We start from the raw sequence: 23,465 nt of genomic DNA, 5'->3' as shown, positions 1-23,465 counted from the left end.
ATACATATAAACAGGAGGCATTATGAAAGTAAAATTTAAAAACATTGGTAAAAAGTATGAAGGTAGAGAAGATTTTACGTTAAGAAATATTAATCTGGATATAGAAGATAAAGAATTCTGTGTAATTCTAGGACCGTCTGGCTGTGGAAAAACCACACTACTTAGAATGGTTGCAGGATTAAATTCTATTACTGAAGGAGACCTTTTATTTGATGGCTTGAGAGTCAATAAAGTGGCACCAAAAGACAGGGATATTGCAATGGTATTCCAATCATACGCATTATATCCTCATATGACTGTCTATGAAAATATGGCTTTTTCATTATCTATGAGAAAAGAGAGGAAAAAAGTTATACATGATAGAGTTATGGAAGCTGCTGAAGTACTTCAAATAAAAGATTATCTATATTCCAAGCCATCTGATATATCAGGAGGACAAAGACAGCGTGTTGCATTGGGACGTGCAATGGTTAGAAAACCAAGCGTATTTTTAATGGATGAACCATTATCCAATCTTGATGCAAAATTAAGAGAACATATGAGAGTCGAACTTGTACGTTTACATAAGACCTTGGGTACAACATCCATCTATGTAACCCATGACCAAACTGAAGCAATGACCATGGCTACCAAGATTGTGCTTATGAATGATGGAAAAATACAGCAGGCAGGAAAACCAGAGGAGTTTTATAACAAACCTCACAATATATTTGTAGCAAAATTCATTGGTTCACCAACCATGAACCTCATCAAAGGTAAAATGTCAAATGGTATGTTTATCTCAGATGATAAAGTCATAAAGATAAAACCAAATAATGATGACTTAGAATTTCTGAAACCATATGAAAATAAATCAGTGACTGTTGGACTTAGACCTGAAAGATTCACCAGTGGTAAGGGATTAGAAGATACTTTTGAATGTACCATTGATGTTATTGAAATGCTGGGAAAAGAAAAGATACTCTATACCAAAACTAAGACTGATAAAGATATCATTATTTCTACACCAGGACATCATGTATACAATGAAGGGGAACGTCACTCATTTGGTTTTGATCTATCTGCAATACACTTTTTTGATACAGAAACGGAGATCAGAATTAATTAAAAAAGAGAATAATATCTGAATTGACTAGATTATTATAGGAAAATAATCAGGCTTTGTCAAAATAACAATATAAAAACAATTTAAAAGAAATTGATTAAGAGCATCAGGAGGAAAACATAATGAATATTGCAGCAATCTATCATGAAGCGAAAAGTAAATATGCATATGCATATGATAAAGAAACGGTTCATATAAAAATTCGAACAGGAAAAGATGAAGTAGATGAAATAAAATTAATATATGGAGACCCATTCCACTATGGTCCAAAAGAAGATGAAGTTAATATAAGTGAATGGAAGGCAGATAGTTCATTAGGTATACCTATGTTAAAAGAATATTCAACAGGTATCCATGACTATTGGTTCTGTGAGATTAAACCAAAATGGAAAAGAGCTAAATATGCCTTCCTGATTAAAAATAAAGATACAAAAGTAATTTTTGGCAGCAGGGAAATTATTGATTTGAATATTGTTGACGATAAGAAAAGAATATATAACTTGGAAAATTTCTTCAATTTCCCTTATGTGAATCATGAAGACATTTATGATGCTCCTGAGTGGGTGGCGGATACTACATGGTATCAGATTTTTACTGAAAGATTTTGTAATGGTGATTCATCCATCAACGATGAGAATGTATTAGAATGGGGAAGCATTGATAATGTTACCAATGATATGTTTTTTGGCGGAGACTTAAGAGGTGTCATCAACAAATTAGATTATATAAAAGAAATGGGATTCACAGGAATTTATTTTACACCAATATTCCAATCTCCTTCTAGTCACAAATACGATATAGAAGATTATTATAAAATTGACTCTCATTTTGGGACTAATGATACCTTTAAAGAACTAGTACAGGAAGCTCACAAAAGAGGGATTAGAATAATGCTTGATGCAGTATTTAATCACTGTGGATGGAGACATCCTTATTGGCAGGATGTTGTTAAAAAAGGAAGAGACTCCAAATATTATGACTGCTTCTATATAAATGGAGATTCTGTTGTCAATTTCCCTCTAGATGATAATAATGATCCAGATATAGATAATATGACATATGAAAATTTGGTCAACTTTAATTATGCTACTTTTGGTTTTACACCTAGAATGCCAAAATGGAATACAGATAATGAAATAGTTAAAGAGCATCTATTGGGAGCAGCCAAATATTGGATAGAAGAATACGATATAGATGGATGGCGATTAGATGTATCCAATGAAGTATCTCATGAATTCTGGAGAGAATTCAGAAAAGAAGTAAAAGGTGTAAAAAAAGACGTTGTAATTATCGGAGAAAATTGGGATGAAGCCTTCCCATGGTTACATTCAGGACAATTTGATTCAACTATGAATTATGACCTATTAATGCCTATTTGGTCCTTTTTTGGGAAAAATAATAATGTACATATAAAACCATCTCATTTTATAGAATCAGTTAATAGAGTACTAACTACATATCCTAAAAATATATTGAAAAATATGTTTAATCTAGTAGACAGCCATGATACAGAGAGGATTTTGACAGTCTGCTATGAAAATGCTGATAAAACAAATCTAGCATATTTATTCCAATTTACATTCCCAGGGACTCCAAGTATCTACTATGGAAGTGAAGTAGGAGTAAATGGAAATACTGACCCTAACAACAGGAAGTGTATGGTTTGGGATAATAATAAACACAATGATAAGATAAAAAATCATCTTAAGACATTAATTAACCTTAGAAATACTTATAAAGCTTTTAATAGTACAGAACTTAGATGGGTTGATTACGATAATGAAAAAGAATATCTAATCTACAAAAAGGTAAGTGATGAACAAGAATTATATATCATCATGAATAATAGTAACCAAGAGCTTAATATTACATTACCAGAACAACTTATGAATAAAAAGGTAGAAGATATCTATAACCAACAGGAAATGAATCTATCTTATGAAGTTGTAATGAAAGAAAATTCATTTTTAATTTTAAGGGTTTAATAATATATTTATTTGTGTTTTAATTATTATATAGTATAATATATGAAATAATTTTTATAATAAATAAGGAAATATGTTGAATTAAATAATATAATCTAAATATAATTAATCCAACAGATAAAGGTGATATAATGAAAAAGGTTACGCTGAAAGATATTGCTGACCATGCTGGCGTGTCAGTAGCATCAGTTTCTTATGTACTTAATAACAGAACTGATCAGAAGATTAGTCTTAAAACAAGAGAGAAAATCCTGGAAGTGGCTTATGAATTGAACTATGTTCCTAACATAGCTGCCAGGACTCTTGCCAATAAAAAATCTTCTCTTATAGGTATACTAATCATTACTAGTGAAAAGGAAGACCCTTGGGAAAAATTCTTATATACAGATTTGGTGAGAGAGCTGGAAAAAGTAATGAGAAGGAATAACTATGATGTTATTGTAAGTACTATCAGCGTTACAAAACCTGAAATTGACATTATATCAAAGAGAGTTTTAGAAGGTGTATTTTTAATTAATGTAAGGGGAGATATATTCTATAAACTATCAACTAAAATATCCGCACCCATGATAATAGTTGACAGTTTAATTGAAGATAGATATTTTCATAAGATTACTTGGAACTTTTCTAAGGCAATAGCATCTATAAAAAAGACATATAATAGAGAAGAAATCTTTCTTGTGACCAGTAGATTTAATGATAAGAGAATTATGGAATATATCAGAGATGATTTTAATAAGGAACTTATCCATGAAATGGATTCTGTAAAAGAATTAGAATGTTTCCTTGAGAAAAATAAGGATAAAAAAGGTATAATTATAAATGAATTTATTGGCGATATGGCTTCCAGATTCATTGATAATAAGAATATCTGTGTTATATCCATATGCGGCAGTGATTATTTACTGGATAAAGATATAAGAACAGTTGTATTCAGTAATAAAAAGAAAGCTGTATTAGCATCTAATCAACTATTTAAACTGATAGATAAGCAATATAATGATAATAAATATATTTATGTTAACCATAATAAACCTAAGTAATTATGGTTAACATAGGTATTTCTTTGTTTGTAGTATTATCAAGGCTATTCTATAAATTTGACTACGCATTTTGAGTAAATTAATCATAAAATTGTCAAATTGTTCATTGACAATACTCATAATGAGTAGTATAATATTATTACGGTAATAATAATAAATGTACTTATCTCGTTTTATATTACAAAATTAATGAAATATATTTTTTTATACTTAACTACTCGTTTTGAGTAATCATAATTTTCCTTTAGAATATTGAACTTATAATAATAGTTAAGTATAAAGAAATATCAGAACAAATTGGAGGTTAATGAATGAATATTTTATATGGCTCTTATGAGGATTTATTAAAAAGAATATCTGTTATAGAATTAAGATTGGAATCTTATAAAAAAGAGAAGGAATTGCTTGTAAATGTATTAGAAAGTGGAAAACAAAGTGTTATAAAAGTCAAGGATGAGAGAATATCATACATGACTTACTTAAAGGAAATTAAGATAATGGATTCACATATATTACTGCATGAGGAAGAACTTATCCGTTTGATAAAGGAAAAAGAGAAGATAGATACTATAATGGGTGGGTTAGAAGGAACTAATGAGAGAGTTTTTTATTATAGAATTGTCAAAGGTATGACCCAAGAACAGACCGCTGAAAAATTATATATGTCAGCTAGACAAGTACAGAGAATCGAGAAAAAGTTGGAAAATGGGATTATGGCTTGTTAAGCAGAGGAAAAAGCCCCTGCTTAAATCTATCCTTAATCAAATCTTACTATTCCCATCTAAAAAATTTAATTGAAATAGCGATACAGATTACAGCTATAAGAACCATTATAATTATTGGCAAGACAGTAGTATCTGTTGATAAACCTAGAGAGGTTGATTTTAGAATTTTTATTCCTTGTGTCAGAGGTAAAATATCCGATACTTTCTGAAGTGCCTCAGGCATAACTTCATATGGCAAGGTAGCACCTGAAAAAATAAGCATGGGAAAATACAAAATGCTTGCAATTATACTGGCGCTTTTTACATTAGGTGCAATTCCTCCTACCATCATTCCAATACTGAACATAGATAACATAACCAAGATATAACCAATAAAAAACTGTAGCCATGAACCATTAAACTTGAAATCGAAGAATAATGTTGCAGCCAAATAAATCAATAATAGTGAGGTAATTGAATATAGGGTGTAAATAACTACCTGTACTAACAATATCATTGTAGGACTTATTGGAGTGACTTGAAAACGTTTTAGAATTTTTTTGCTCCTGTAATCTGATACCACAAGAGGTAATCCCATAACACCACCAGCACATATGGAAATTGTAATAAGTGCACCGAAAGATTGTTCTAGGAAAGTAAAATCAGCACCGTCAAAAGCTGGTTTGTTTCCGTATATGATACCAAGAATTATTAACACAACAAGGGGCATACAGATAGCAAAAATAAACATATCCATTCCCCTCAGAGATAATTTTAATTCTGTTTTAAGCATTGTTCGAAATGTTTTCATATTCTTTATCCTCCTCATCTGTATACCAAAGGTAAGCATCCTCAAATTTTTCACAAGGACTTTGGGCAATTGCTTCACTAACAGTTCCATAGAATACTATTTCTCCCTTTTTTAAGATACAAATACTATCACATAAGGCTTCAACCTCGTCCATAAAATGAGAGGTCAACAAGATAGTCAGTCCTTTTGTTTTTAAACTGGAAAGTATTTTCCAAACATCACGTCTGGCTCTAGCGTCTAATCCAGTGGTCAATTCATCTAGAAAAACTATTTCTGGTTCTGGTATAAGAGCAAGAATGATAAAAAGTCTTTGCCGCTCGCCCCCTGATAATGTACTAACTGGGCTTTTTAACTTATCAAAGATTCCAAATTCTTTTAATAAGTTATGGTAGATTGCTGTTTTTTTATAAAGTGATTGTGTGACCTGGCACAACTCACCCACTGTAATTCTATCCTGATAGTTTGCTTCCTGAAATTGAACACCCACCTTTTCGAACAGTTCTTTTCTATTCTTTTGTGGATCTACCCCAAGAATGGAAACTGTTCCACTATCAAATTTTTTTGTACCCAAAATGCACTCAATAGTTGTTGTTTTTCCCGCACCATTGGCACCAAGTAAACCGAATACTGTCCCTTTTTTGACTGATATACTTACGTTTTTTACCACAGGCAACTCATTATAGGCTTTAGAAAGCTGATTCACTTTGATTGCTTCTTTCATGTGTTTATCCTCCTTTTGTTGAACTTTACAAAAAAAGAATAACACCAATGCAAAGGTTGGTGTTATAGTGGAGGGTATGCAAATCTAATTTTTATATCGTTTAACTGTTGAATAATGGTTTTTGCATTGTTTTCAGCTTCATGTAAGGAAATAATAAGCTTATCACATACAGATATAATATCATCTGTTGCTTTTGGGGTATTAAGTACTTCTTCGATATTTACCTCTGGATTGTAGGATAATGCATTTAACATACGTAGAATGGCTTCAAGTGAATAGTTGGCACAGCGTAGGGAGCGAATGATTTTTAATCTTTTTATATCTTTATTTGTATAAATACGATAACCGTTTTCTGTTCGTTTTACGGATAATAATCCATTCATTTCCCAATTTCTTAGAGACCCCATTGAGATACCAAGATATTTTGATACTTCTTTCCTTTTCATTTTCAAGATTTTTATATCCTGTTTTCCAGATAATAGTTGTTTCACAATGTTGACGGCTTCCTCAGCATTTTCTTGTTCTTGGTGTATTTGATATAAATATTCGTGTGTGAGGGTAAGGGCATAATCAAAGTTTCCAGAAGCTGCTGTCTTAATCATGGTAACTATCTTTTTTCGCAAACCGTTTTGTAATACTTCTATTTGTAACGCTGTCCTAGCAAGCTTAAAAATAACGATATGCAAATCAGTGAAAATTCGATAACCATTTGATTGGCGTTCTGGTTTTGGGATAAGCCCTAATTCTTCATATAATCTAACTGTATTAGGATGTATTCCTATGATATCTGCTATTTGGGATGTTCTGTAAGTGTTCATTATAATCACCTCAATATATTTATTATTGTACCATATATAAAAACCCTGATGTTATAGTGGAGGGTTATATTTTATTTATGACGTGTTAATGTCGTTCTGGTCAATGTTATCATCTAGTTGAAGTCATTATCTTTCAAAAGAATTGTACCAAAAGGGGGGAGAAAAATTAACATCATATACAATTCATACGAAGATTTACAACAAAGGATCATAGTCCTAGAAACCCTATTAGAATCCTATCAAAACGAATCTGATACCATAGAAAAATACATATCATTACAGCAAGAAAGATTACAGCAGTTAAAACAAGAAAAAGAAAAAGTGGACCAAGAGTTTTCTAAGACACAAGGAAAAAATAATAAAGTTTTTTATTATAGAGTTATAAAAGGCTTAACCCAAGAGAAAACAGCAGAGAAATTAGGTATGTCATCAAGGCAGATTCAAAGAATTGAGAAAAATTATAAAAAAGTTATTAAATGACGTGTTAATGTCGTGTTAGGTAATGTTATTATATATACAAGCCAGTCAGCTAAGACAAAAGCTGCTGTCTAAACGATCGTTTTTAGTAATGCATTACGAAAATAAAATATGTGACAGGATTAATAATTAATCTTACATATATAGGCTGGGAGGGAAACAGATGATTAACAAAGTAAAAAACGCTTTGAAAGTAAAGTTAGAAAATCTATATCCTAATTATAATATTTACCTAGAAGACAAACCAATATCAGAAATCGTTAAACCAGCTCTAAGAATTAAAGTAGAAGAAAAAACTGCTTATAATCAGAGAGATATAATAAAACAAAACGTAAAGCTAGATATTGTAGGTTACTTAGATGACTCTAATAAAAATGAAAAATATTGGGATATATCAGACAAACTTGACGAAGAGCTAGGGTATCTAGAAATAGAAAATACTTTGATAAGAATTGGGGAAAGAATAAGTGAAATAACAGAAGATACGTTACATTACAGATTTTCTATTCAACTTAAGACATTAAAACCAAAAGACGCTGTGGATTCTATTATAAAAGGTATTAACAAAAATGTTGAATTCAAGTAAGTAACGCTAAATCACATATTTATTAGATCACTTATCAGAAACTGAGAAACATAACATTTGAAAGGAAGGTGCTACAAATGGGTGGAACATGGACTACTCAAAATAAAGTAAGACCAGGAGTATATATTAATTTTCAACAAACAAGCATGGAGACAGACGAATTACATAGGGGTATCATAACAATGCCTTTAAACCTTGACTTTGGTCCTGAACAAGAGGTAATAGAAGTATCACAGAATACGGATACGCTTCCTATTTTCGGAGAAGAATTATATAACTTAGTACCAATCAGAGAAGGTTTAAAAAGAGCTGAGAAAGTTTTAGTTTATAGGTTGAATACTATGGCAGATGGCTCAAAAGCTGCTGTAACAGAAGGTAATTTGACTGCAACTGCAAAATACACAGGTACAAAAGGTAATGACTTAAAAATTACAATAGAAGCAGAAGGTGAAAACTTCAATGTTAAAACTTTTATTGGAACTAAACTTGTAGATATCCAACAAGGAGTAAAGACTGTACAAGACTTGCAAGACAATGAATTTGTTGTATTCAGTGGTTCAGATTCATTGACTGCAACAGCTGGTGCAAGCTTAACAGGCGGTACTAATGGTACAGTTGCTTCAGAGAATTATACAGCATACAGAGAAGCTATTGAAGTATATTACTTTAATACATGCGCATTATACGATGTGACAGATATAGGTATAAAAGATGCATTCAAACAATGGATCAAAAGACTTAGAGATGATGAAGGTAATAAAGTAGTATTAGTAGCTGAAAATTACAGTAATGCTAATTATGAAGGAATTATCAGTGTCAAAAATGGTGTAGTACTTGAAGATGGTACTACATTAGAAGCTAAGAAAGCAACTGCTTGGGTAGCAGGAGCAACAGCAGCAGCTAACACTAATAAATCATTAACATATGATTTCTATGACGGAGCTGTAGATGTAGACAAGAAATATAACTATTCAGCTATAGAGTCAGCTATCAATGACGGAGAATTCTTATTCACTGGTTATGATGGAAAAGCAAGAGTAGAGTACGATATTAACACATTACATACTTATACAAAAGATAAAGGTAGAATGTTCAGGAAAAACAGAGTCATTCGTACATTGGATGCAATCAATAATGACATTACCAAAGTTGGAAATGAATATTTCATTGGTAAAATAAGCAACAATGAAGATGGCAGAAACCTTCTTAAGAATGAAATCATTAAATGCCTGCAAAAATACCAGAACAATGATTCTATCACTAACTTAGATACTGGAAAAGATGTACAAGTATTAGCTAGTACAGATACAGATGTTGTTGTAGTAAGAATAGCTGCACAACCTGTAGATGGAATGGAAAAACTGTATATGACTGTGGAGGTGAAATAATATGGCGATTTTAAAAGCACAAGATATTATATCAGGAAGAGAAGGAAAAGTCTTTAAGACAATCGACGGCGTTGTAAAAGAAATGGCTTATATTAAGAAAATCGATGCCAAGATTGAAAAGAATAAATCAGAGATTAAAGTTCTAGGCAGTAGAGCAACTCATAGTAAAGCTACTGGCTGGAAAGGTACAGGAAGTATGACTATCTATTATATAACAAGTGAATTCAGACAATTGATGCTTGATTATATAAAAACAGGAAAAGATGTATACTTTGACATTCAAGTAGTGAATGAAGACCCAGCAAGTGAAGCTGGAAAACAAACAGTTGTACTAAAAAACTGCAATATTGATAGTGTTATCATAGGACAACTTGATATTGATAAAGATGTATTAGATGAAGAATTAAGCTTTACATTCGATGATATTGAAGTATTAAATAAATTTAATGTCGTAGAATAGGTTAAAGTTTAAAAAAAAACAAACACAACTATTTTCATATGTGTAAAGGGAGGCTTTTGCTTTCCTTACTCTATGAAGATATAAAACAATTAGAGGAGTGAAGAGAATGAGTAGTTTACAAGCATTTTTAAATGAAAATATTATTGATAATATCACAGAAGAGGTACTAGTTTCTAATAGATTCAAAGACAAAAAAGGCAGCTTATTAAAATTCAAGATAAGAGCCATTACAGACAGTGAAATGTCAGATATCCAGAAAATATGTATGCGTACAGGTAAAAAAGGAAAAGTTGATTTTGATGTAAGCAAATTCAATAGATTAATTGCTATAAAAGGAACTGTAGACCCTAAGTTTGAAGAAGCAGATAGTATTAAAAGTGTTGGTTGCGTAACACCAGAAGATTATATCAAGAAAGTTATGTTACCTGGAGAGATTGCTACATTAGCAGATCAAATTCAGACTTTATCTGGTTATACAGACCTTGAGGAGTTAAAAGAACAGGCAAAAAACTAATTATTGAGGGAGATTCAGATGCTAATTATGCTCATTATCTACTACATAAAATAAACTTACTCCCTCAACAATTTGTAGATTTACCAAGACGTGAAAAAGCTTTTGTAATGGCTAGTGTAGATTTACATATAGAAGCTGAGAAGAAGGCTTATAATAAGACACGTTAATGAAGGTGGTGAATACATGACGGCAATAACAACAATAAATAATTCAGTAGAGATGTTGAATAAATTAAGTACTACAATAGAAAAAAATATAGCTACATTCAATACTTATAAAGATAAGATTGAAGAAGGATACAAAGTTATTGATAAGATGAAGAAAGGATTCAAACTCTCTGATAAAATTAAAGAAATTAGTAATGTAAAGGAAACAATGGAAAATCCTATGAAAGGTATCATTAATAAGATGAATCAATTGATAGGAAAGAAAAATAAAGAATCAGAAAGCAAAACAGAAGCAGGAGAAAAAGGTTCTACTAAGAAGAAAAAATGGTTTTCGGGTATTCCTGTAGGAATTGAGAAAGCAACTAGTTATATAAAAAAATTCTGGGAAACACCAATAGGGAAAAATATTAAGCTAGGTATTACACAGGATGAAAAATTTTCAAATACGGTTAATAAGATAAAAGAAAAATGGAATAATACATGGGTTGATATGGGTGGTAGGATTGCAACAGCCATACAACCGGTTTTAGAAAAAGTATTAGCATTTTTTGATAGTAAAGAGTTTGTAGCGATGCTTGACCTGATAATGGTAATTATAGAAAAAATAATTGGTGGAGTTATGATGCTATTAGATTATGTGAAACCATTAATGGATATGATTAATTCTATGTTATCTGTAGTGATTGAGAATTCTCATATTGTTTTGGCTGTTCTAGGAGCTGTTGCATTAGCAATTGGAGCAATAACATTAGCAACGACCATTCATAATGCAGTTATGGAAATACGTATAATTAAAGAAAGAATTTTAAAAGCTATACAAGAAGCCAATCCGACTATGATAGTAATTAAAGCTATTATAATTTTAATTACAATTCTTATAACACTTATTGCAACTATGGAGCCTGTCAGAACAGCAGTTGCCAATTTAACAAGAGGTTTCTTTGATTTCGTTGAATGGGGAATAAATGGTCTGATAGAAGGTCTTGCATCGGCAGCAGAAGGAATAATTAGATTTGCTGGTGATGGTATCAATACATTCTTGAATATATTTGTTAATCCATTCATAGATGGGATCAATATAATTATTTCTGGACTTAATAGGCTAGGCGCAAATATAGGTAAAATAGATCATCTAAAAGTCGATTTCAGTGGAGCAGCTGAAGCAACAGGAAAATTTATCAGAAAAGGTAAAGTTGATTTAAGTGGTGCAAAAGAAGCTGTAGCAGGGGCTATAGAAAACTTCTCAGCAGACGAATTAAAAGAAAAGTTAGGTATAGCACAGTTAGAAAGTAAAGTTGAAGGAACAGGACAGTTACAAAGTAAAGCTAATGGAACAGGCAAGAGCAAAGATGTAGGGGTACAAGTTAATAAGATAAATGATGATGTAGACATTGCCGATGAAGATGTAAAACTTATGAGAGACGTAGCAGAACGCGAAATGATACAGAATTTTGTAACCTTAACTCCAACAGTATCAATGGGCGATATGACTGTCAATGAAAATGCAGACGCAGATAGACTTCTTGGGAAAATAACCGAAGCTCTTGTAACAGAAGTCACTAATTCAGCACAGGGGGTGTATGCATAGATGTATAAATTTTATATAGGACTATTAGATAATAGTGAAGAAGAAATACTACTCCCAGTCAATCCAGAAGAGATTAATGTCACTCAGTCAGGGAACACAGAAACCTATAATATCTACCAGTTTGGTGAAGTAGTCAGATCAGGTGATAGAAAACTTTTGAAAATAAGTATCAGCAGTTTCTTTCCATTAGAAGAAGCACCATTTGTAATGACGAATAACTTAGAACATCCAAGTGTTTATGTGAACAAAATATATAGTTGGAAACAGAACAATAAGATTCTAACATTCAAAGTAACAGGTGGATATTACCCTATAGATAGACTATGGATGATAGAAGACTTTGAAATAACTGAAAAAGCAGGAGAAGTGGGGGATATCTACTATACCATGAGCCTAACAGAATACCGTGAATTCAAAGCTAGACGAATAACACTATCTAATAACAATGGCAAAATGGCTTATACCAAAGACTATCAAGGCGCAAGACCAGTAACTAAGGTAATACCTAAGACTTACATAGTAAAAAAAGGTGATACCCTATGGAAAATAGCTAAACTACAACTGGGAAACGGTAACTTGTACAATAAAATAGCTCAGATAAATAACATAAAAAACCCTAACCTGATATATCCAGGACAGAAGCTGAAAATACCTCAAAACGAGGTGAGACTATGATTAATCTAATTATGCAAAATACATCCAATGGCAATATCCATGATATTAGTCAGTTGGTGACCAGCATTACATGGGATACAGTTAGAGTAGGAAAAGCCTCTGAATTATCTTTTACCTTAGTCATAGAAAAAGGGTTAGAAATAAGTGAAGGAAGCATTATATACTTCAAAAAAGATAACATTGGTATATTCTACGGTTATATATTTAAAATCAAAAGGTCATCAGATGAAACTCTCAGTATCACAGCTTATGACCAAATAAGGTATTTGCTTAATAAGGATACATACGTATTCAAGAACAAAAGAGCAGATGAAATCATAAAAAAGATTGCTACTGATTTTAACATTAAATTAGGAACAATAGAAAATACTGATTACAAAATACCTCTAATGGTTGAAGATGGGCAGACACTTCTAGACATTATATATAAGACCTTGGACAATACTTTGATTAACACAGGTAAAATGTATGTATTATATGATTCCTTTGGAAGTATAACCCTTAAGAATATAACAAGTATGTTTACAGATCTGATTATTGGAGATAGCAGTCTATTGACAAGTTATTCCTATGATAGAAGTATAGATGGAGATTCATATAATAAGATAAAGCTATATAAAGACAATAAACAAACTGGTAAAAGAGAAGTATTTATTGTAAAAGATAGCAGCAATATTAAAAAATGGGGACTTCTCCAGTACTATGAAAAAGTCAATGACAAGTTAAATGAAGCACAGATTCGGAAAAGGGCTAATCAGCTGCAATCTGTTAAAAATAGAGTAGTAAAAGGATTAAGTCTTGATTGTATTGGTGATTTATCTATAAGAGCAGGAAATTCAATATATGTTGATATAAAAGGCATAGACCTTAAACAAAGATTTATTGTTGACAATGCAAAACATAACTTTAGTAACAATCAACATACAATGAGCTTAACATTGAAGGTGATATAGATGAGTAATACACAGAAATTTATTGGGGCATTAAAGCAGATTAATCAAGGGGTAAAAGATAACAGCCAAGATGTAACTTTTTACTATGGACAAGTTATAAAAATACATCCCTTACAGATACAAGTGGACCAGAGATTTATACTTGATGAGGATTTCTTGGTTTTGACAAGCACAGTAACTGTTAATAATGCATTGCATATTGGGGATAAAGTAGTACTTTTAAGAGCACAAGGTGGACAACAATACATTGTGCTAGATAAGGTGGTGGCGACATGATACCTATAAGCGGAACAAATATAAAGGATTTTGAAGAAATAATACCACAAACAAAAACCTATAAATTAAATTTGTTAGAAGGAAAAATAAATGATTACATTGATGGTATTGATGCAATAAAACAAGCTGTATTCAAAATCTTGGAAACAGCTAGGTATCAATATCTTATATATGATTTTTCTTATGGATCAGAGCTAAATGGATTAATAGGAAAAGATAGCGATTATATAGAGATGGAACTAAGACGACGAATAAGAGATGCACTAACTACCGATGACCGCATTACTAACATTACTGATTTTGTATTTTCCCATGAGGGAGAAAGTATGTCAGTAAGATTTAAAGTCATCAGTGTTGAGGGTTCTTTTGAAAGCGAGGTGATGGTTAATGTTTGAGCATATGACCTATGAATTAATTGTGGATGATGCAATGTCAAAAATACCAGATACGGTAGATAAGAGGCAAGGAAGTATTATATATGATGCAATCGCCCCAGCCTGCGCTGAACTGGCACAGTTATATATCGACCTTGATACAGCATTAAAAATGTCCTTTGTAACTTCATCAAGTGGTGAGTTTTTAGATAGAAAATGTGCTGATTTTGGTATCTATAGGAGAAATGCTACTAAAGCAATTCGAAAAGGTGCATTCACAGGGGTCATTCCTAAGGTTGGTAGTAGATTTGGTCTAGGTGATCTTACATATGTTGTAAAAGACAATAGTGGTGGAATAGAAAATGTAACCCTAGAATGTGAGCAAGAAGGACTAAAAGGTAACTCAGATACAGGAACACTTATCCCTATAGAAGAAATAGAAGGATTGATGTCAGCAGTTTTACAAGATGTCATTGTTCCAGGTGAAGATATGGAAACTGATGAATCCCTACTTGATAGACAGCAGGAAAAAGTCAAGAAATCTGCCACTTCAGGAAATATCTATCACTATCAAAAGTGGGCTAAAGATATCAAAGGTGTTGGAGCTGCTAAAGTAATTCCAAGATGGAATGGAGACTATACAGTTAAAGTAATAGTTGTAGATACCCTAATGCAGCCAGCATCACAAGCATTAGTTGATAAGATTCAAGAGTATATTGACCCGAATAAAGAGGGAAAAGGTAAAGGTACAGCTCCAATAGGAGCAAAATGTACAATAGCAGCAGCAGCATCACAGAGTATAGATTTAACAGCTACAGTAATAGATGCGAATAAAGATGATGTAAAAAATATATTTACAAAAGAACTAGGTAGATATTTTACTGATTTGATATCTGATAACTGGCAGGATAAAGATAATTATTCAATCAGCTATGCCAAAGTAGGTGCTATACTTCTAGATGCTATCTCACAAGCAGGTGGAAGTGATTATTCTAACCTAACTATTAATGGTGGTACAAGTAATGTTGTATTAACAAACAGGGTGCCAGTAATAGGGACGGTGACTCTAAATGAATAATACAGACTTAATGCAGTATCTACCTGATTACTACTCTGGTATAAGAGAATTTCAGTTAATAATGGAAGTGGAAGATAAAAAGTTTGATGACTTGAAAGCGCATATGAAAGAACTCTATAATCAAATGTTTTTAGATACTGCTACTACAGGACTTAGCAATTGGGAAAAAGATACTGGGATACAAGATAGTAATAGTAAAGATACCGATGAAGATAGGCGTTCTAGGATACGTAGTAAAATACGTGGAATAGGTAAGATAGATGAACAACTGATAAAAGATGTAGTAGATTCTTGGACTAATGGTGATGTTGAAGTAACCTTTGCAGATGGGAAAATAAATATAAAGTTCAATAGTTTTTATGGTATACCAAGTAATATGAAAGCTGTAAAAGAAGCTATTGAACAGATTATTCCAGCCCATCTGGGAGTGAAGTATAACATTAAATATCTGTTGGTAAAAGATATACATGACAATAGAACAATCAACGAATTACAAAATACGAAATTAAATCTATTCGAAGGAGGTGTTATCTAATGTCAGATTACACATCAAAACTTAATCTCTATAAAGTAGATCCAGCTATAGATGGAGAAGATACGTTTAATATTAAAAGTATGATGAATGATAACTGGGATAAGATAGATGAAAAAGTGGGGAATATGGATGAGAAGTTAAGTGGCGTAGAAGATAATGCCAATAATTATAATCATCCAGATACACATGATGCAGATATGATAAAGATAAAAGATGAAGGTGGTAAGTTTACTGGGGATAATGTTGAGGATGCTTTGGGGGAAGTTGGTTCGCAGTTGACTGATATTGCGAACGTAATAGTGGCAAGTGGAACAGGTACAGCTATAACGTTAAATATGCCTAGTGTAACAGCTTATAAAACAAATATGAAGCTAACATTTATTGCAAAAGCAAATAATAATGGAAACACTACAACAATTAATATTAATGGCAAGGGCGCTAAAAGATTGTATAAACCTAATATTACAGTAGCACCAAACATTAAAAGTGGCAAACCTTACACCGTATGGTATAACGGAACACATTTTTTCTTGCAGGCTAGTGCAGAGGGAAACGCTCTTGCTGAACATGTACTAGCTGGTAAAACGTTCAGCAATGATGATGCTACAGAGATTATAGGAACTATGAATTTAAATAATTTGATTGCTAGTAATATAAGACAAGGAATTAATATTAACGGAATTGTTGGCAGTTTAAGAGAAGGACTTAAAATGGCAACTGGAAAAATACATAATTTGGGGATGGCAAATGGGGACTCACATTATGTTAAAATTTCAAATTTGGTGTTTAGACCTAAAATAGTTATAACAACCTCTAAAATCACAGCAGCAGAAGGTAGTACTAGTTACAAGCCAAGAATCGGTTTTGCAGTATATAGTGAATATCAATATTTCTATAATCATGGCTATACCACAGAAGGGAAAATTCACTATTCATCTTCACACGGTGCTTTTGCAGGTGTGAGTGTTGGTGGAAATAGTAGTATGTATGAAAGTAATTGGATTACCATTAATGATAATGGATTTGAAAGTACAGATATTGCTCCTTATGCAAACCGTGGGAGTACAACAGCTACAATTGAATGGGTAGCAATTGGATAAATAAGAGAAAGAGGTATATATTTATGGAAAGAGGTAATTTAATAATCTATGATTCTAAAGGTAAAATATGGTATCAATCTGGTGAAGCAGATGGTGACATTTTGCCACATGTATATCCTGTAGGGATTCCTTATATAGAAATTCCTTATGGAACTATTACTAATAAAAGAATTGTTTCAATAGATGTCAGTGTCACCCATCATGTGCCTATTACGGAAGACATTGAGGTAAAGCCTACATATGAGGAGCTTGAAAATCAATTGCTTTTGAATGAGAATAACAATGTAGATATATTTTAATGATTAATGAAATAATAGTTGGAATTATAGCAGAAAGAATTATTAAAAAGAGATTTAATCCAAAGACGAACGAAGTATTTACAATATATGATATTATACATGCTGGATATAAGATAGCTATTGAGAACTATATTATAGAACATAGCGAAGCAGTTTAGTGCGTCATAGGATGCAATTACGTATTACAATTAAAAGTTATCTAAGAAAGTATTCTGGATATAATTATAATATTCAAATTTGGTAGATCATTACCAAATAATAGGCGGGATGTAGCATAAAAAGCTATGTCCTTTATGCCTTAAAACTATACTCAAGAGATGTATAGTAAGCATTTTTTTGTTGAAAAACATATACTATAGTAAAATATCATAGGGGAATTATATATGTATAAACAAAAGTATAGAAATGTTACTAATGACTGTAAAAAGAAAGAAAAAGAAAGAAATAAATTATTAAAAAAAATAAAAGATAGTAAAAAAACTGTTATAAAAGGTAGAAAAGATTTAATGAATACAAATCTTACTGAGGAACAACGTAAGGAACTTAGGAAAAAAATTATGCAGGCTGAAGAAAATCTAGAGACGAATCTAGAGATAATACAAGAAAAAGAAGAAGAGTTATTTAATAATTGCCTTGCGTGCAGGATACTTGAAGGTGGATATTGGAATACTGGATTCAAATACATCCATTGGTCATATTTCAATGCTTGTAACATTAAAGAGTTTAAACAAATGGATGGTATTATTTATGATGATGAAGGTAAAAAGATAAAAGGTGATTATATTAAGCTAACAAGTGTAAATCTTACTGGTAAGCTTATTATATCTGGAGAGGCAAAAATGAAAGGAGAAGTAGGTAAATTCCAGTTAAAAATGATAAATGCACAGCACTTTAAATTAAAAGTTTTTAAAACAACTGTCAATTATATTATTTATGATTGCTATAGAAAATATATTGTAGAAAGCATTGATAATAAAATATACGGGTAATTATTATAAATAGAATAATTAGAGAATCTGCTTTTGTAATATAGAATCCTTAATAATCAATATTTGAACATAACATCCTGTGAAGGGTGTTTTTATTATACTAAATAACAAATATATAGATTGAAAAGCATAATTTAATATTAATACAAATGATATCTTAACAATCATATTTATTTAATTTAGTTAAATAAAAACAACATCACTTCGTGTTAATGTCGTGCTCCCCCATGCTAAAATAAACTTAACCCAATATCTTATATAAGAAATACCCACACAAAAGGAGGTTGAAAATGAACAACGTTGTCACACAAAAAGAATTCTATGAAGCAATACAAAAGGTTACCAAAGAAACCAATGATCTTACCATTGCAATGACAGAAACAAAAACCCTAATAAGAGATTACAATGGACTTAGACAAGTGATTAATGACGTAGATGATAGAGTCCAAAGACTAGAAGATCATACAACCAATAAAAAAGCATACAGAGAATACATCGGCTGGATAGTAGGTCTAACTGCAACTATCCTAGCAATAATAAGCAACCTGGGATAAACATGTAAGAAAGGAGGTAACACCATGAAAAGAATCCTACAAAAACTAACCAACACAAAGACTGTCTTAGGAATAGCAAGCGCTGTTATCCTGATACTTACTAACCTTGGATTACAGGTAGACAATGAACAGATAATGACAATAGTAAAAGCTCTATGTACAATAGGCATCCTATTAGGAATAATGAACGATGGCGGCATGAAAACCACAGAATGGAATCATTAATAAGTTTACTAACTTAGAACTACGCTAAACCTCTAATTTTCCGCGTAGTTCTTCTTCTTTTACATAATAATTCAACAAACCCATGAAAAAATATTTTGTAAAAAATCATGAAAATTATATTGTATTAGCTATTATGTTATATAAAATCACAAACTATTTGATATATCGTTAACAAAAAATTTACGTTAAAAAATATTTCGCTGATTTTTATAAAAAAAATAATATCATGATTATATAATATTTTAACTAAAAATGCCTCTCGACCAAACCTTTTATTTATCGACATATTTCTGTTATTTCCTACCTTTTATCACTCTTGAAATTATTTTCCCTTTGTCCTAAAATACTACGTGAATCGTTTGAATAATAAAAACATATAGAAAGGATGAACGATTATGAAAAAAATATCTAGTATCATGTTTTTGACAGTTATGTTATTAATCTCAGGAAGCTTATCAGCAAATGTTTTTGCCGCTGCTCCTGCTCAAAAGGTAACATGCAAGGTTGTTTACAACAGTTGGTATGAACCAAGTCTTTATACTGAAGCAGTAATACTTCATTATGGAGTTAACGGATGGAACGAAATAAAAGACGTACCAATGACTTGTAAATATGGATATGATGAAAATCATAATTTTAAAGTATGGTATGAAGCAGATGTTGAAGTAAATGAAAATGATACCATTGATTACTGTTTCCACATCCTATACAACCGTGGAGGAGCAGAAGGATTTTGGGAAAACAATGATGGAAATGATTTTCACATGGTAGCTAAATAATTAAGACTTAACTCCCCGATTTTATTGGGGAGTTTTCAGGAGGTATAAAACATGAAAAAATCAAAAATAATATCAAAAGCTTTGGTTCTCCCACTAGCATTAGGTCTTATGACCAATACAGGGCTAGCAGCTCCAAGAACCAATGATAATGCTGCTTGGAATGTAAACTATAGTCAAGATGGTTCTAATCCAGCAGGTTATTACGGTCAATGGGAAGGACATAGCTATTTTCCTTCACCAAATGATTGGAGAACAGTTCCAATGTACCAATTCATTACAGATAGATTTGCAGATGGAGACCCATCAAACAATGAAGGCAAATATGGCGGATATGACCTTTATAAAGTTGATGCTCGTCACGGTGGAGATTTTAAAGGAATAGCTGATAAATTAGATTATATAAAATCTCTAGGCTATACAGCTATATGGATTTCACCAGTATTTCAAAACAGATGTAACTCGTATCACGGATATGGAGAAATAGATTTTACGTTAGTTGATGACAGATTTGGAACAATAGATGATTTTAGAGAAATGGTAGATGCAGCACATTCAAAAGGAATGTATGTAATTGTTGATATGATTGTTAACCATATGTCTGACTTATATTACTTTGAAGGACACCAAAATGAAGGTGCACCATTTAGACTTCATAATGGCGAATATAGATTAGTACCTAGAGATCCAAACGAAACTTATCAAGATTTTACTGTAGATAATACATTTATACCTGAAGGACAGTACTGTGATGTGTATGATTCCGGGGGGAATAAAAAGACTGATTCTGGTATGGGAACAGGTTCTTTCTGGAATAGTGATTTCCATCATAATGGTGATCTTACAGATTACGGTGATGCATGGTGCAACCATTTAGGAAAAATCTATGGTTCATTAGATGACCTTAGAACAACTCATCCTCGTGTTCAAGATAAGATTATTGCTATGACAAAATCCTTGATTGCAACAACAGACATTGATGGTATTCGTATGGATACCCCTATGCAGGTACCTCTTTACTTTTTTAAGAGATGGGCTCCAGCAGTAAAAGATTATGCAGCAAGTCTTGGAAAAGATAACTTCTTTATATTTGGTGAATTCTATTGTGATCGTGGACGTGGTGCTACAATGGTAGGAAGAGGAAAAGAACCTTCTCAATGGGGAAATCCTTATTCATTTATTGATAATACATATACAATGGATGGTGGTATCAACTATCAGATGTATTTCAATTTCTTCATGCCAGCAATCAAAGATCAAGCTTATGGTAAGTTGAATCAGTGTAAGGTTCAATATGATAAAGACAAGGAAGCCTATGATTTCTGGGATCCACAAAAAAATGAATCAAGATATACAATGCTTAATTTCTATGATAATCACGACCAATGGAGAATGGCAAGTGCAAACGATGGTTTCAAAAAATCTAACCTTGCAAGTAGTGTAATTGCATTATGGCCTGGTGTACCTCTTTTCTATTATGGAGATGAACAAGGATTTTCTTCAGAAGGTACTGCTCTTGGCGGTATATCACGTGAAGATTTTATGAGCAGTGTAGCATGGTATGATATTAATTGTAAAACAGATACTAATCCAGCTGTAAAAGATAACTTTGATATGTGTAATCCTTCATATCAATATGTTCAAAAAATCATGAATTTAAGAAGACAATATCCAGCACTTCAAAATACAGATGAATTGTATGAAAGATGGTGTCAACCAGATGCAGGCAATGGTGTTTATGTATATAGCCGTGTTTGGGGAGACCAAAAGAACTGGGTAATGGTTGCATTTAACACTTGGTCAGACAATATAGAAGCAAAAGATTTCCATACAGGTTGGAATGAAGGTGACGAAATTGTTAACGCAATAAACCCATCTGAAAGATATCGTCTTGGTGAAAACGGTAAGATGAGTTCATTATGGGTTGGACCTTATGAAACAAAAGTTTTTGTTAGAGCTGATAATTTACAAAGTCTAGATCCTGTTGTAACATCAGTAACACCAGAACATGATAATAGAGTAGATAGTGATACACAAACTATTTCTGAGAAATTCAGTAAAGAAATGGATGAAAACAGTGTAAAAGACGCATTCCGTTATGATGGTAATGCAGTTTCAGCATCCGATTTATCCTATGAGAGTAATAATAAAACTCTTACATATATAACAAACGTCAATGATGGAATACATTCAGTAGAGATACTAGAAAATGCTAAGAGTACAGATGGAAAACATTTATATGGTAAATTTGAGTCTAGATTCAGAAAAGGAATAGATACTAATCCAATAGCTAATCCATCAAAATATTGGACTATTGATGAGAATTTAGTTAGAGATGCAGATTCTAATGATATTGTATTACATCATTCAGCAGCAGGTGCAAAATACTTAAGAGTATCCAATGATGACGGAAACACATGGAGTCAATGGATGCCATATGCTGGTGAAACACAATGGAGTATTAATGATAATACAGAAAAGGTCGCTGTACAATATTGGGCTGATAATAGCGCAGCTTATTTTGTGCAAGACACAGTTAGATAAGATATAGTATAAAAACAGAGAGACTATCATATCAAAAATGAATAGAATAATATGATAGTCTTTTTGTTGATATTATATTTGTGTTTTTTATTGTGGTAATAAATTGAGACTCACAAAACTAGATATCAAAAAATAATTTAAAATATTTTTTAATATGTATTAGTTAACTAAGCAATAATATTTTAGTACGTATTAACGATGTATATTAAGGAAGAAATTATACCGATATTATCAAAGTTAATAGTATTATAATAAGTAATAAAACAATAAATAAAAAACTTTTTTATGAAAAATGCTTGACACATTTCTAATAATTTGTTATTATAGTCTCCGACGCAGTTTTGAACAATGAAAAATAAATAGTATATTAGACAACAAAACTTTAGTATATAAAGTTTTACCCAAGAAAATTCCTTAGTAAATTAATGGATAAGACGATAGTCTATAAAATATAAGCCAGAGCAATCTGGTCAAGATTAAAACTTTAACATGAGAGTTTGATCCTGGCTCAGGATGAACGCTGGCGGCGTGCTTAACACATGCAAGTCGAGCGAGAAGCTATCTATTGAACCTTCGGGTGATTTAGATAGTGGAAAGCGGCGGACGGGTGAGTAACGCGTGGGTAACCTGCCCTATGCAGGGGGATAACACATTGAAAAGTGTGCTAATACCGCATAAGACCACAGAGTCGCATGACTCAGTGGTAAAAACTCCGGTAGC

General features: G+C 31.9%; 27 protein-coding genes and 1 rRNA gene. 25 read left to right on the top strand and 3 right to left on the bottom strand.

The window, feature by feature from the left end; genetic code table 11:
• The first annotated feature begins 19 nt into the window (after positions 1–19).
• From AACQ14_RS08050 to AACQ14_RS08035, 4 genes are all read left to right on the top strand, one after another.
• Positions 20–1,108, top strand: coding sequence for an ABC transporter ATP-binding protein (locus AACQ14_RS08050; RefSeq protein ID WP_353514018.1), 1,089 nt, complete (start codon positions 20–22; stop codon positions 1,106–1,108).
• A gap of 119 nt (positions 1,109–1,227) precedes the next feature.
• Positions 1,228–3,090 carry a glycoside hydrolase family 13 protein gene (locus tag AACQ14_RS08045; RefSeq protein ID WP_339363062.1) on the top strand — a complete coding sequence of 621 codons (1,863 nt, stop codon included), beginning with the start codon at positions 1,228–1,230 and terminating at the stop codon, positions 3,088–3,090.
• 131 nt (positions 3,091–3,221) lie between these two features.
• Entirely contained in the window at positions 3,222–4,133 is a 912-nt protein-coding gene (locus AACQ14_RS08040) for a LacI family DNA-binding transcriptional regulator (RefSeq protein WP_339363061.1), read from the top strand.
• Positions 4,134–4,444: 311 nt separating this feature from the next.
• Entirely contained in the window at positions 4,445–4,858 is a 414-nt protein-coding gene (locus AACQ14_RS08035; protein WP_339363060.1) for a hypothetical protein, read from the top strand.
• A 46-nt stretch (positions 4,859–4,904) separates the two neighbouring features.
• On the opposite strand, the gene AACQ14_RS08030 is transcribed toward AACQ14_RS08035, so the two are convergent.
• The 3 genes from AACQ14_RS08030 to AACQ14_RS08020 all read right to left on the bottom strand — a co-directional run bounded on the left by AACQ14_RS08030 (position 4,905) and on the right by AACQ14_RS08020 (position 7,187).
• Positions 4,905–5,648 (bottom strand): ABC transporter permease, encoded by a 744-nt coding sequence (locus tag AACQ14_RS08030; RefSeq protein WP_339363059.1) that lies wholly within the window; start codon positions 5,646–5,648, stop codon positions 4,905–4,907.
• Positions 5,623–6,369, bottom strand: a complete 747-nt coding sequence (locus AACQ14_RS08025; RefSeq protein ID WP_339363058.1) for an ABC transporter ATP-binding protein — start codon at positions 6,367–6,369, stop codon at positions 5,623–5,625. The genes AACQ14_RS08030 and AACQ14_RS08025 overlap by 26 nt, the downstream gene beginning before the upstream one ends.
• A gap of 62 nt (positions 6,370–6,431) precedes the next feature.
• On the bottom strand, positions 6,432–7,187 hold the full coding sequence (locus AACQ14_RS08020) for a MerR family transcriptional regulator (RefSeq protein ID WP_339363057.1): 756 nt from the start codon (positions 7,185–7,187) through the stop codon (positions 6,432–6,434).
• A 117-nt stretch (positions 7,188–7,304) separates the two neighbouring features.
• Between AACQ14_RS08020 and AACQ14_RS08015 the strand changes: the two genes are divergently transcribed.
• The 21 genes from AACQ14_RS08015 to AACQ14_RS07915 form a co-directional block, all read left to right on the top strand.
• Entirely contained in the window at positions 7,305–7,667 is a 363-nt protein-coding gene (locus AACQ14_RS08015) for a helix-turn-helix domain-containing protein (RefSeq protein ID WP_339363056.1), read from the top strand.
• Positions 7,668–7,827: 160 nt separating this feature from the next.
• Positions 7,828–8,250, top strand: a complete 423-nt coding sequence (locus AACQ14_RS08010; protein ID WP_339363055.1) for a phage tail terminator family protein — start codon at positions 7,828–7,830, stop codon at positions 8,248–8,250.
• 77 nt (positions 8,251–8,327) lie between these two features.
• Positions 8,328–9,638 (top strand): phage tail sheath family protein, encoded by a 1,311-nt coding sequence (locus AACQ14_RS08005; RefSeq protein WP_339363054.1) that lies wholly within the window; start codon positions 8,328–8,330, stop codon positions 9,636–9,638.
• Between the two features lies 1 nt (position 9,639).
• Positions 9,640–10,098: a phage tail tube protein gene (locus AACQ14_RS08000; RefSeq protein ID WP_113673226.1), complete on the top strand. Its 459-nt coding sequence runs from the start codon at positions 9,640–9,642 to the stop codon at positions 10,096–10,098.
• Positions 10,099–10,204: 106 nt separating this feature from the next.
• Positions 10,205–10,612: a phage tail assembly chaperone gene (locus AACQ14_RS07995; protein WP_273328005.1), complete on the top strand. Its 408-nt coding sequence runs from the start codon at positions 10,205–10,207 to the stop codon at positions 10,610–10,612.
• A gap of 183 nt (positions 10,613–10,795) precedes the next feature.
• On the top strand, positions 10,796–12,367 hold the full coding sequence (locus tag AACQ14_RS07990; protein ID WP_339363052.1) for a hypothetical protein: 1,572 nt from the start codon (positions 10,796–10,798) through the stop codon (positions 12,365–12,367).
• Entirely contained in the window at positions 12,368–13,042 is a 675-nt protein-coding gene (locus AACQ14_RS07985) for a LysM peptidoglycan-binding domain-containing protein (RefSeq protein WP_339363051.1), read from the top strand.
• Positions 13,039–13,995, top strand: coding sequence for an XkdQ/YqbQ family protein (locus AACQ14_RS07980; protein ID WP_339363050.1), 957 nt, complete (start codon positions 13,039–13,041; stop codon positions 13,993–13,995). The genes AACQ14_RS07985 and AACQ14_RS07980 overlap by 4 nt, the downstream gene beginning before the upstream one ends.
• Positions 13,996–14,271 carry a DUF2577 domain-containing protein gene (locus tag AACQ14_RS07975; protein ID WP_339363049.1) on the top strand — a complete coding sequence of 92 codons (276 nt, stop codon included), beginning with the start codon at positions 13,996–13,998 and terminating at the stop codon, positions 14,269–14,271.
• Positions 14,268–14,666 (top strand): DUF2634 domain-containing protein, encoded by a 399-nt coding sequence (locus AACQ14_RS07970; protein WP_339363048.1) that lies wholly within the window; start codon positions 14,268–14,270, stop codon positions 14,664–14,666. The genes AACQ14_RS07975 and AACQ14_RS07970 overlap by 4 nt, the downstream gene beginning before the upstream one ends.
• Positions 14,659–15,723 carry a baseplate J/gp47 family protein gene (locus tag AACQ14_RS07965; protein WP_339363047.1) on the top strand — a complete coding sequence of 355 codons (1,065 nt, stop codon included), beginning with the start codon at positions 14,659–14,661 and terminating at the stop codon, positions 15,721–15,723. The genes AACQ14_RS07970 and AACQ14_RS07965 overlap by 8 nt, the downstream gene beginning before the upstream one ends.
• Positions 15,716–16,258: a putative phage tail protein gene (locus AACQ14_RS07960; RefSeq protein WP_339363046.1), complete on the top strand. Its 543-nt coding sequence runs from the start codon at positions 15,716–15,718 to the stop codon at positions 16,256–16,258. Before AACQ14_RS07965 ends, AACQ14_RS07960 begins: the two co-directional genes overlap by 8 nt.
• Positions 16,258–17,358 (top strand): hypothetical protein, encoded by a 1,101-nt coding sequence (locus AACQ14_RS07955; RefSeq protein WP_339363045.1) that lies wholly within the window; start codon positions 16,258–16,260, stop codon positions 17,356–17,358. The genes AACQ14_RS07960 and AACQ14_RS07955 overlap by 1 nt, the downstream gene beginning before the upstream one ends.
• Positions 17,359–17,381: 23 nt before the next feature.
• Complete coding sequence (locus AACQ14_RS07950) at positions 17,382–17,657, top strand: hypothetical protein (protein ID WP_339363044.1); 276 nt, start codon at positions 17,382–17,384, stop codon at positions 17,655–17,657.
• Entirely contained in the window at positions 17,657–17,815 is a 159-nt protein-coding gene (locus tag AACQ14_RS07945; protein ID WP_339363043.1) for a hypothetical protein, read from the top strand. Before AACQ14_RS07950 ends, AACQ14_RS07945 begins: the two co-directional genes overlap by 1 nt.
• A 225-nt stretch (positions 17,816–18,040) precedes the next feature.
• Positions 18,041–18,646: a hypothetical protein gene (locus tag AACQ14_RS07940; RefSeq protein ID WP_339363042.1), complete on the top strand. Its 606-nt coding sequence runs from the start codon at positions 18,041–18,043 to the stop codon at positions 18,644–18,646.
• A 290-nt stretch (positions 18,647–18,936) separates the two neighbouring features.
• Complete coding sequence (locus tag AACQ14_RS07935) at positions 18,937–19,200, top strand: hypothetical protein (protein ID WP_113673238.1); 264 nt, start codon at positions 18,937–18,939, stop codon at positions 19,198–19,200.
• A gap of 24 nt (positions 19,201–19,224) precedes the next feature.
• Positions 19,225–19,425 carry a hypothetical protein gene (locus AACQ14_RS07930; RefSeq protein ID WP_113673239.1) on the top strand — a complete coding sequence of 67 codons (201 nt, stop codon included), beginning with the start codon at positions 19,225–19,227 and terminating at the stop codon, positions 19,423–19,425.
• A 395-nt stretch (positions 19,426–19,820) separates the two neighbouring features.
• Positions 19,821–20,204: a carbohydrate-binding protein gene (locus AACQ14_RS07925; protein WP_339363041.1), complete on the top strand. Its 384-nt coding sequence runs from the start codon at positions 19,821–19,823 to the stop codon at positions 20,202–20,204.
• A gap of 51 nt (positions 20,205–20,255) precedes the next feature.
• Positions 20,256–22,745, top strand: a complete 2,490-nt coding sequence (locus AACQ14_RS07920) for an alpha-amylase family glycosyl hydrolase (protein ID WP_339363040.1) — start codon at positions 20,256–20,258, stop codon at positions 22,743–22,745.
• Between the two features lie 485 nt (positions 22,746–23,230).
• Positions 23,231–23,465, top strand: a 16S ribosomal RNA gene (locus AACQ14_RS07915); the annotation flags it as partial.

Origin of the sequence: Vallitalea maricola (assembly GCF_036985595.1) — a bacterium.
GTDB classification, from domain to species: domain Bacteria; phylum Bacillota; class Clostridia; order Lachnospirales; family Vallitaleaceae; genus Vallitalea; species Vallitalea maricola.
Note: the sequence above shows the minus strand (reverse complement) of the source record. Positions and strands in the feature narration are given on the sequence as shown.

What these genes read in the sequence shown, in the direction of transcription:
- AACQ14_RS07925 (WP_339363041.1), top strand. Translation starts at nt 19,821, where the DNA reads ATGAAAAAAATATCTAGTATCATGTTTTTGACAGTTATGTTATTAATC.
- AACQ14_RS07945 (WP_339363043.1), top strand. Translation starts at nt 17,657, where the DNA reads ATGATTAATGAAATAATAGTTGGAATTATAGCAGAAAGAATTATTAAA.
- AACQ14_RS07955 (WP_339363045.1), top strand. Translation starts at nt 16,258, where the DNA reads ATGTCAGATTACACATCAAAACTTAATCTCTATAAAGTAGATCCAGCT.
- AACQ14_RS07990 (WP_339363052.1), top strand. Translation starts at nt 10,796, where the DNA reads ATGACGGCAATAACAACAATAAATAATTCAGTAGAGATGTTGAATAAA.
- AACQ14_RS07980 (WP_339363050.1), top strand. Translation starts at nt 13,039, where the DNA reads ATGATTAATCTAATTATGCAAAATACATCCAATGGCAATATCCATGAT.
- AACQ14_RS07950 (WP_339363044.1), top strand. Translation starts at nt 17,382, where the DNA reads ATGGAAAGAGGTAATTTAATAATCTATGATTCTAAAGGTAAAATATGG.
- AACQ14_RS07975 (WP_339363049.1), top strand. Translation starts at nt 13,996, where the DNA reads ATGAGTAATACACAGAAATTTATTGGGGCATTAAAGCAGATTAATCAA.
- AACQ14_RS08035 (WP_339363060.1), top strand. Translation starts at nt 4,445, where the DNA reads ATGAATATTTTATATGGCTCTTATGAGGATTTATTAAAAAGAATATCT.
- AACQ14_RS08045 (WP_339363062.1), top strand. Translation starts at nt 1,228, where the DNA reads ATGAATATTGCAGCAATCTATCATGAAGCGAAAAGTAAATATGCATAT.
- AACQ14_RS07960 (WP_339363046.1), top strand. Translation starts at nt 15,716, where the DNA reads ATGAATAATACAGACTTAATGCAGTATCTACCTGATTACTACTCTGGT.
- AACQ14_RS07985 (WP_339363051.1), top strand. Translation starts at nt 12,368, where the DNA reads ATGTATAAATTTTATATAGGACTATTAGATAATAGTGAAGAAGAAATA.
- AACQ14_RS07940 (WP_339363042.1), top strand. Translation starts at nt 18,041, where the DNA reads ATGTATAAACAAAAGTATAGAAATGTTACTAATGACTGTAAAAAGAAA.
- AACQ14_RS07935 (WP_113673238.1), top strand. Translation starts at nt 18,937, where the DNA reads ATGAACAACGTTGTCACACAAAAAGAATTCTATGAAGCAATACAAAAG.
- AACQ14_RS07965 (WP_339363047.1), top strand. Translation starts at nt 14,659, where the DNA reads ATGTTTGAGCATATGACCTATGAATTAATTGTGGATGATGCAATGTCA.
- AACQ14_RS08010 (WP_339363055.1), top strand. Translation starts at nt 7,828, where the DNA reads ATGATTAACAAAGTAAAAAACGCTTTGAAAGTAAAGTTAGAAAATCTA.
- AACQ14_RS07920 (WP_339363040.1), top strand. Translation starts at nt 20,256, where the DNA reads ATGAAAAAATCAAAAATAATATCAAAAGCTTTGGTTCTCCCACTAGCA.
- AACQ14_RS08020 (WP_339363057.1), bottom strand. Translation starts at nt 7,187, where the DNA reads ATGAACACTTACAGAACATCCCAAATAGCAGATATCATAGGAATACAT.
- AACQ14_RS07970 (WP_339363048.1), top strand. Translation starts at nt 14,268, where the DNA reads ATGATACCTATAAGCGGAACAAATATAAAGGATTTTGAAGAAATAATA.
- AACQ14_RS08030 (WP_339363059.1), bottom strand. Translation starts at nt 5,648, where the DNA reads ATGAAAACATTTCGAACAATGCTTAAAACAGAATTAAAATTATCTCTG.
- AACQ14_RS07930 (WP_113673239.1), top strand. Translation starts at nt 19,225, where the DNA reads ATGAAAAGAATCCTACAAAAACTAACCAACACAAAGACTGTCTTAGGA.
- AACQ14_RS08025 (WP_339363058.1), bottom strand. Translation starts at nt 6,369, where the DNA reads ATGAAAGAAGCAATCAAAGTGAATCAGCTTTCTAAAGCCTATAATGAG.
- AACQ14_RS08000 (WP_113673226.1), top strand. Translation starts at nt 9,640, where the DNA reads ATGGCGATTTTAAAAGCACAAGATATTATATCAGGAAGAGAAGGAAAA.
- AACQ14_RS08040 (WP_339363061.1), top strand. Translation starts at nt 3,222, where the DNA reads ATGAAAAAGGTTACGCTGAAAGATATTGCTGACCATGCTGGCGTGTCA.
- AACQ14_RS08005 (WP_339363054.1), top strand. Translation starts at nt 8,328, where the DNA reads ATGGGTGGAACATGGACTACTCAAAATAAAGTAAGACCAGGAGTATAT.
- AACQ14_RS07995 (WP_273328005.1), top strand. Translation starts at nt 10,205, where the DNA reads ATGAGTAGTTTACAAGCATTTTTAAATGAAAATATTATTGATAATATC.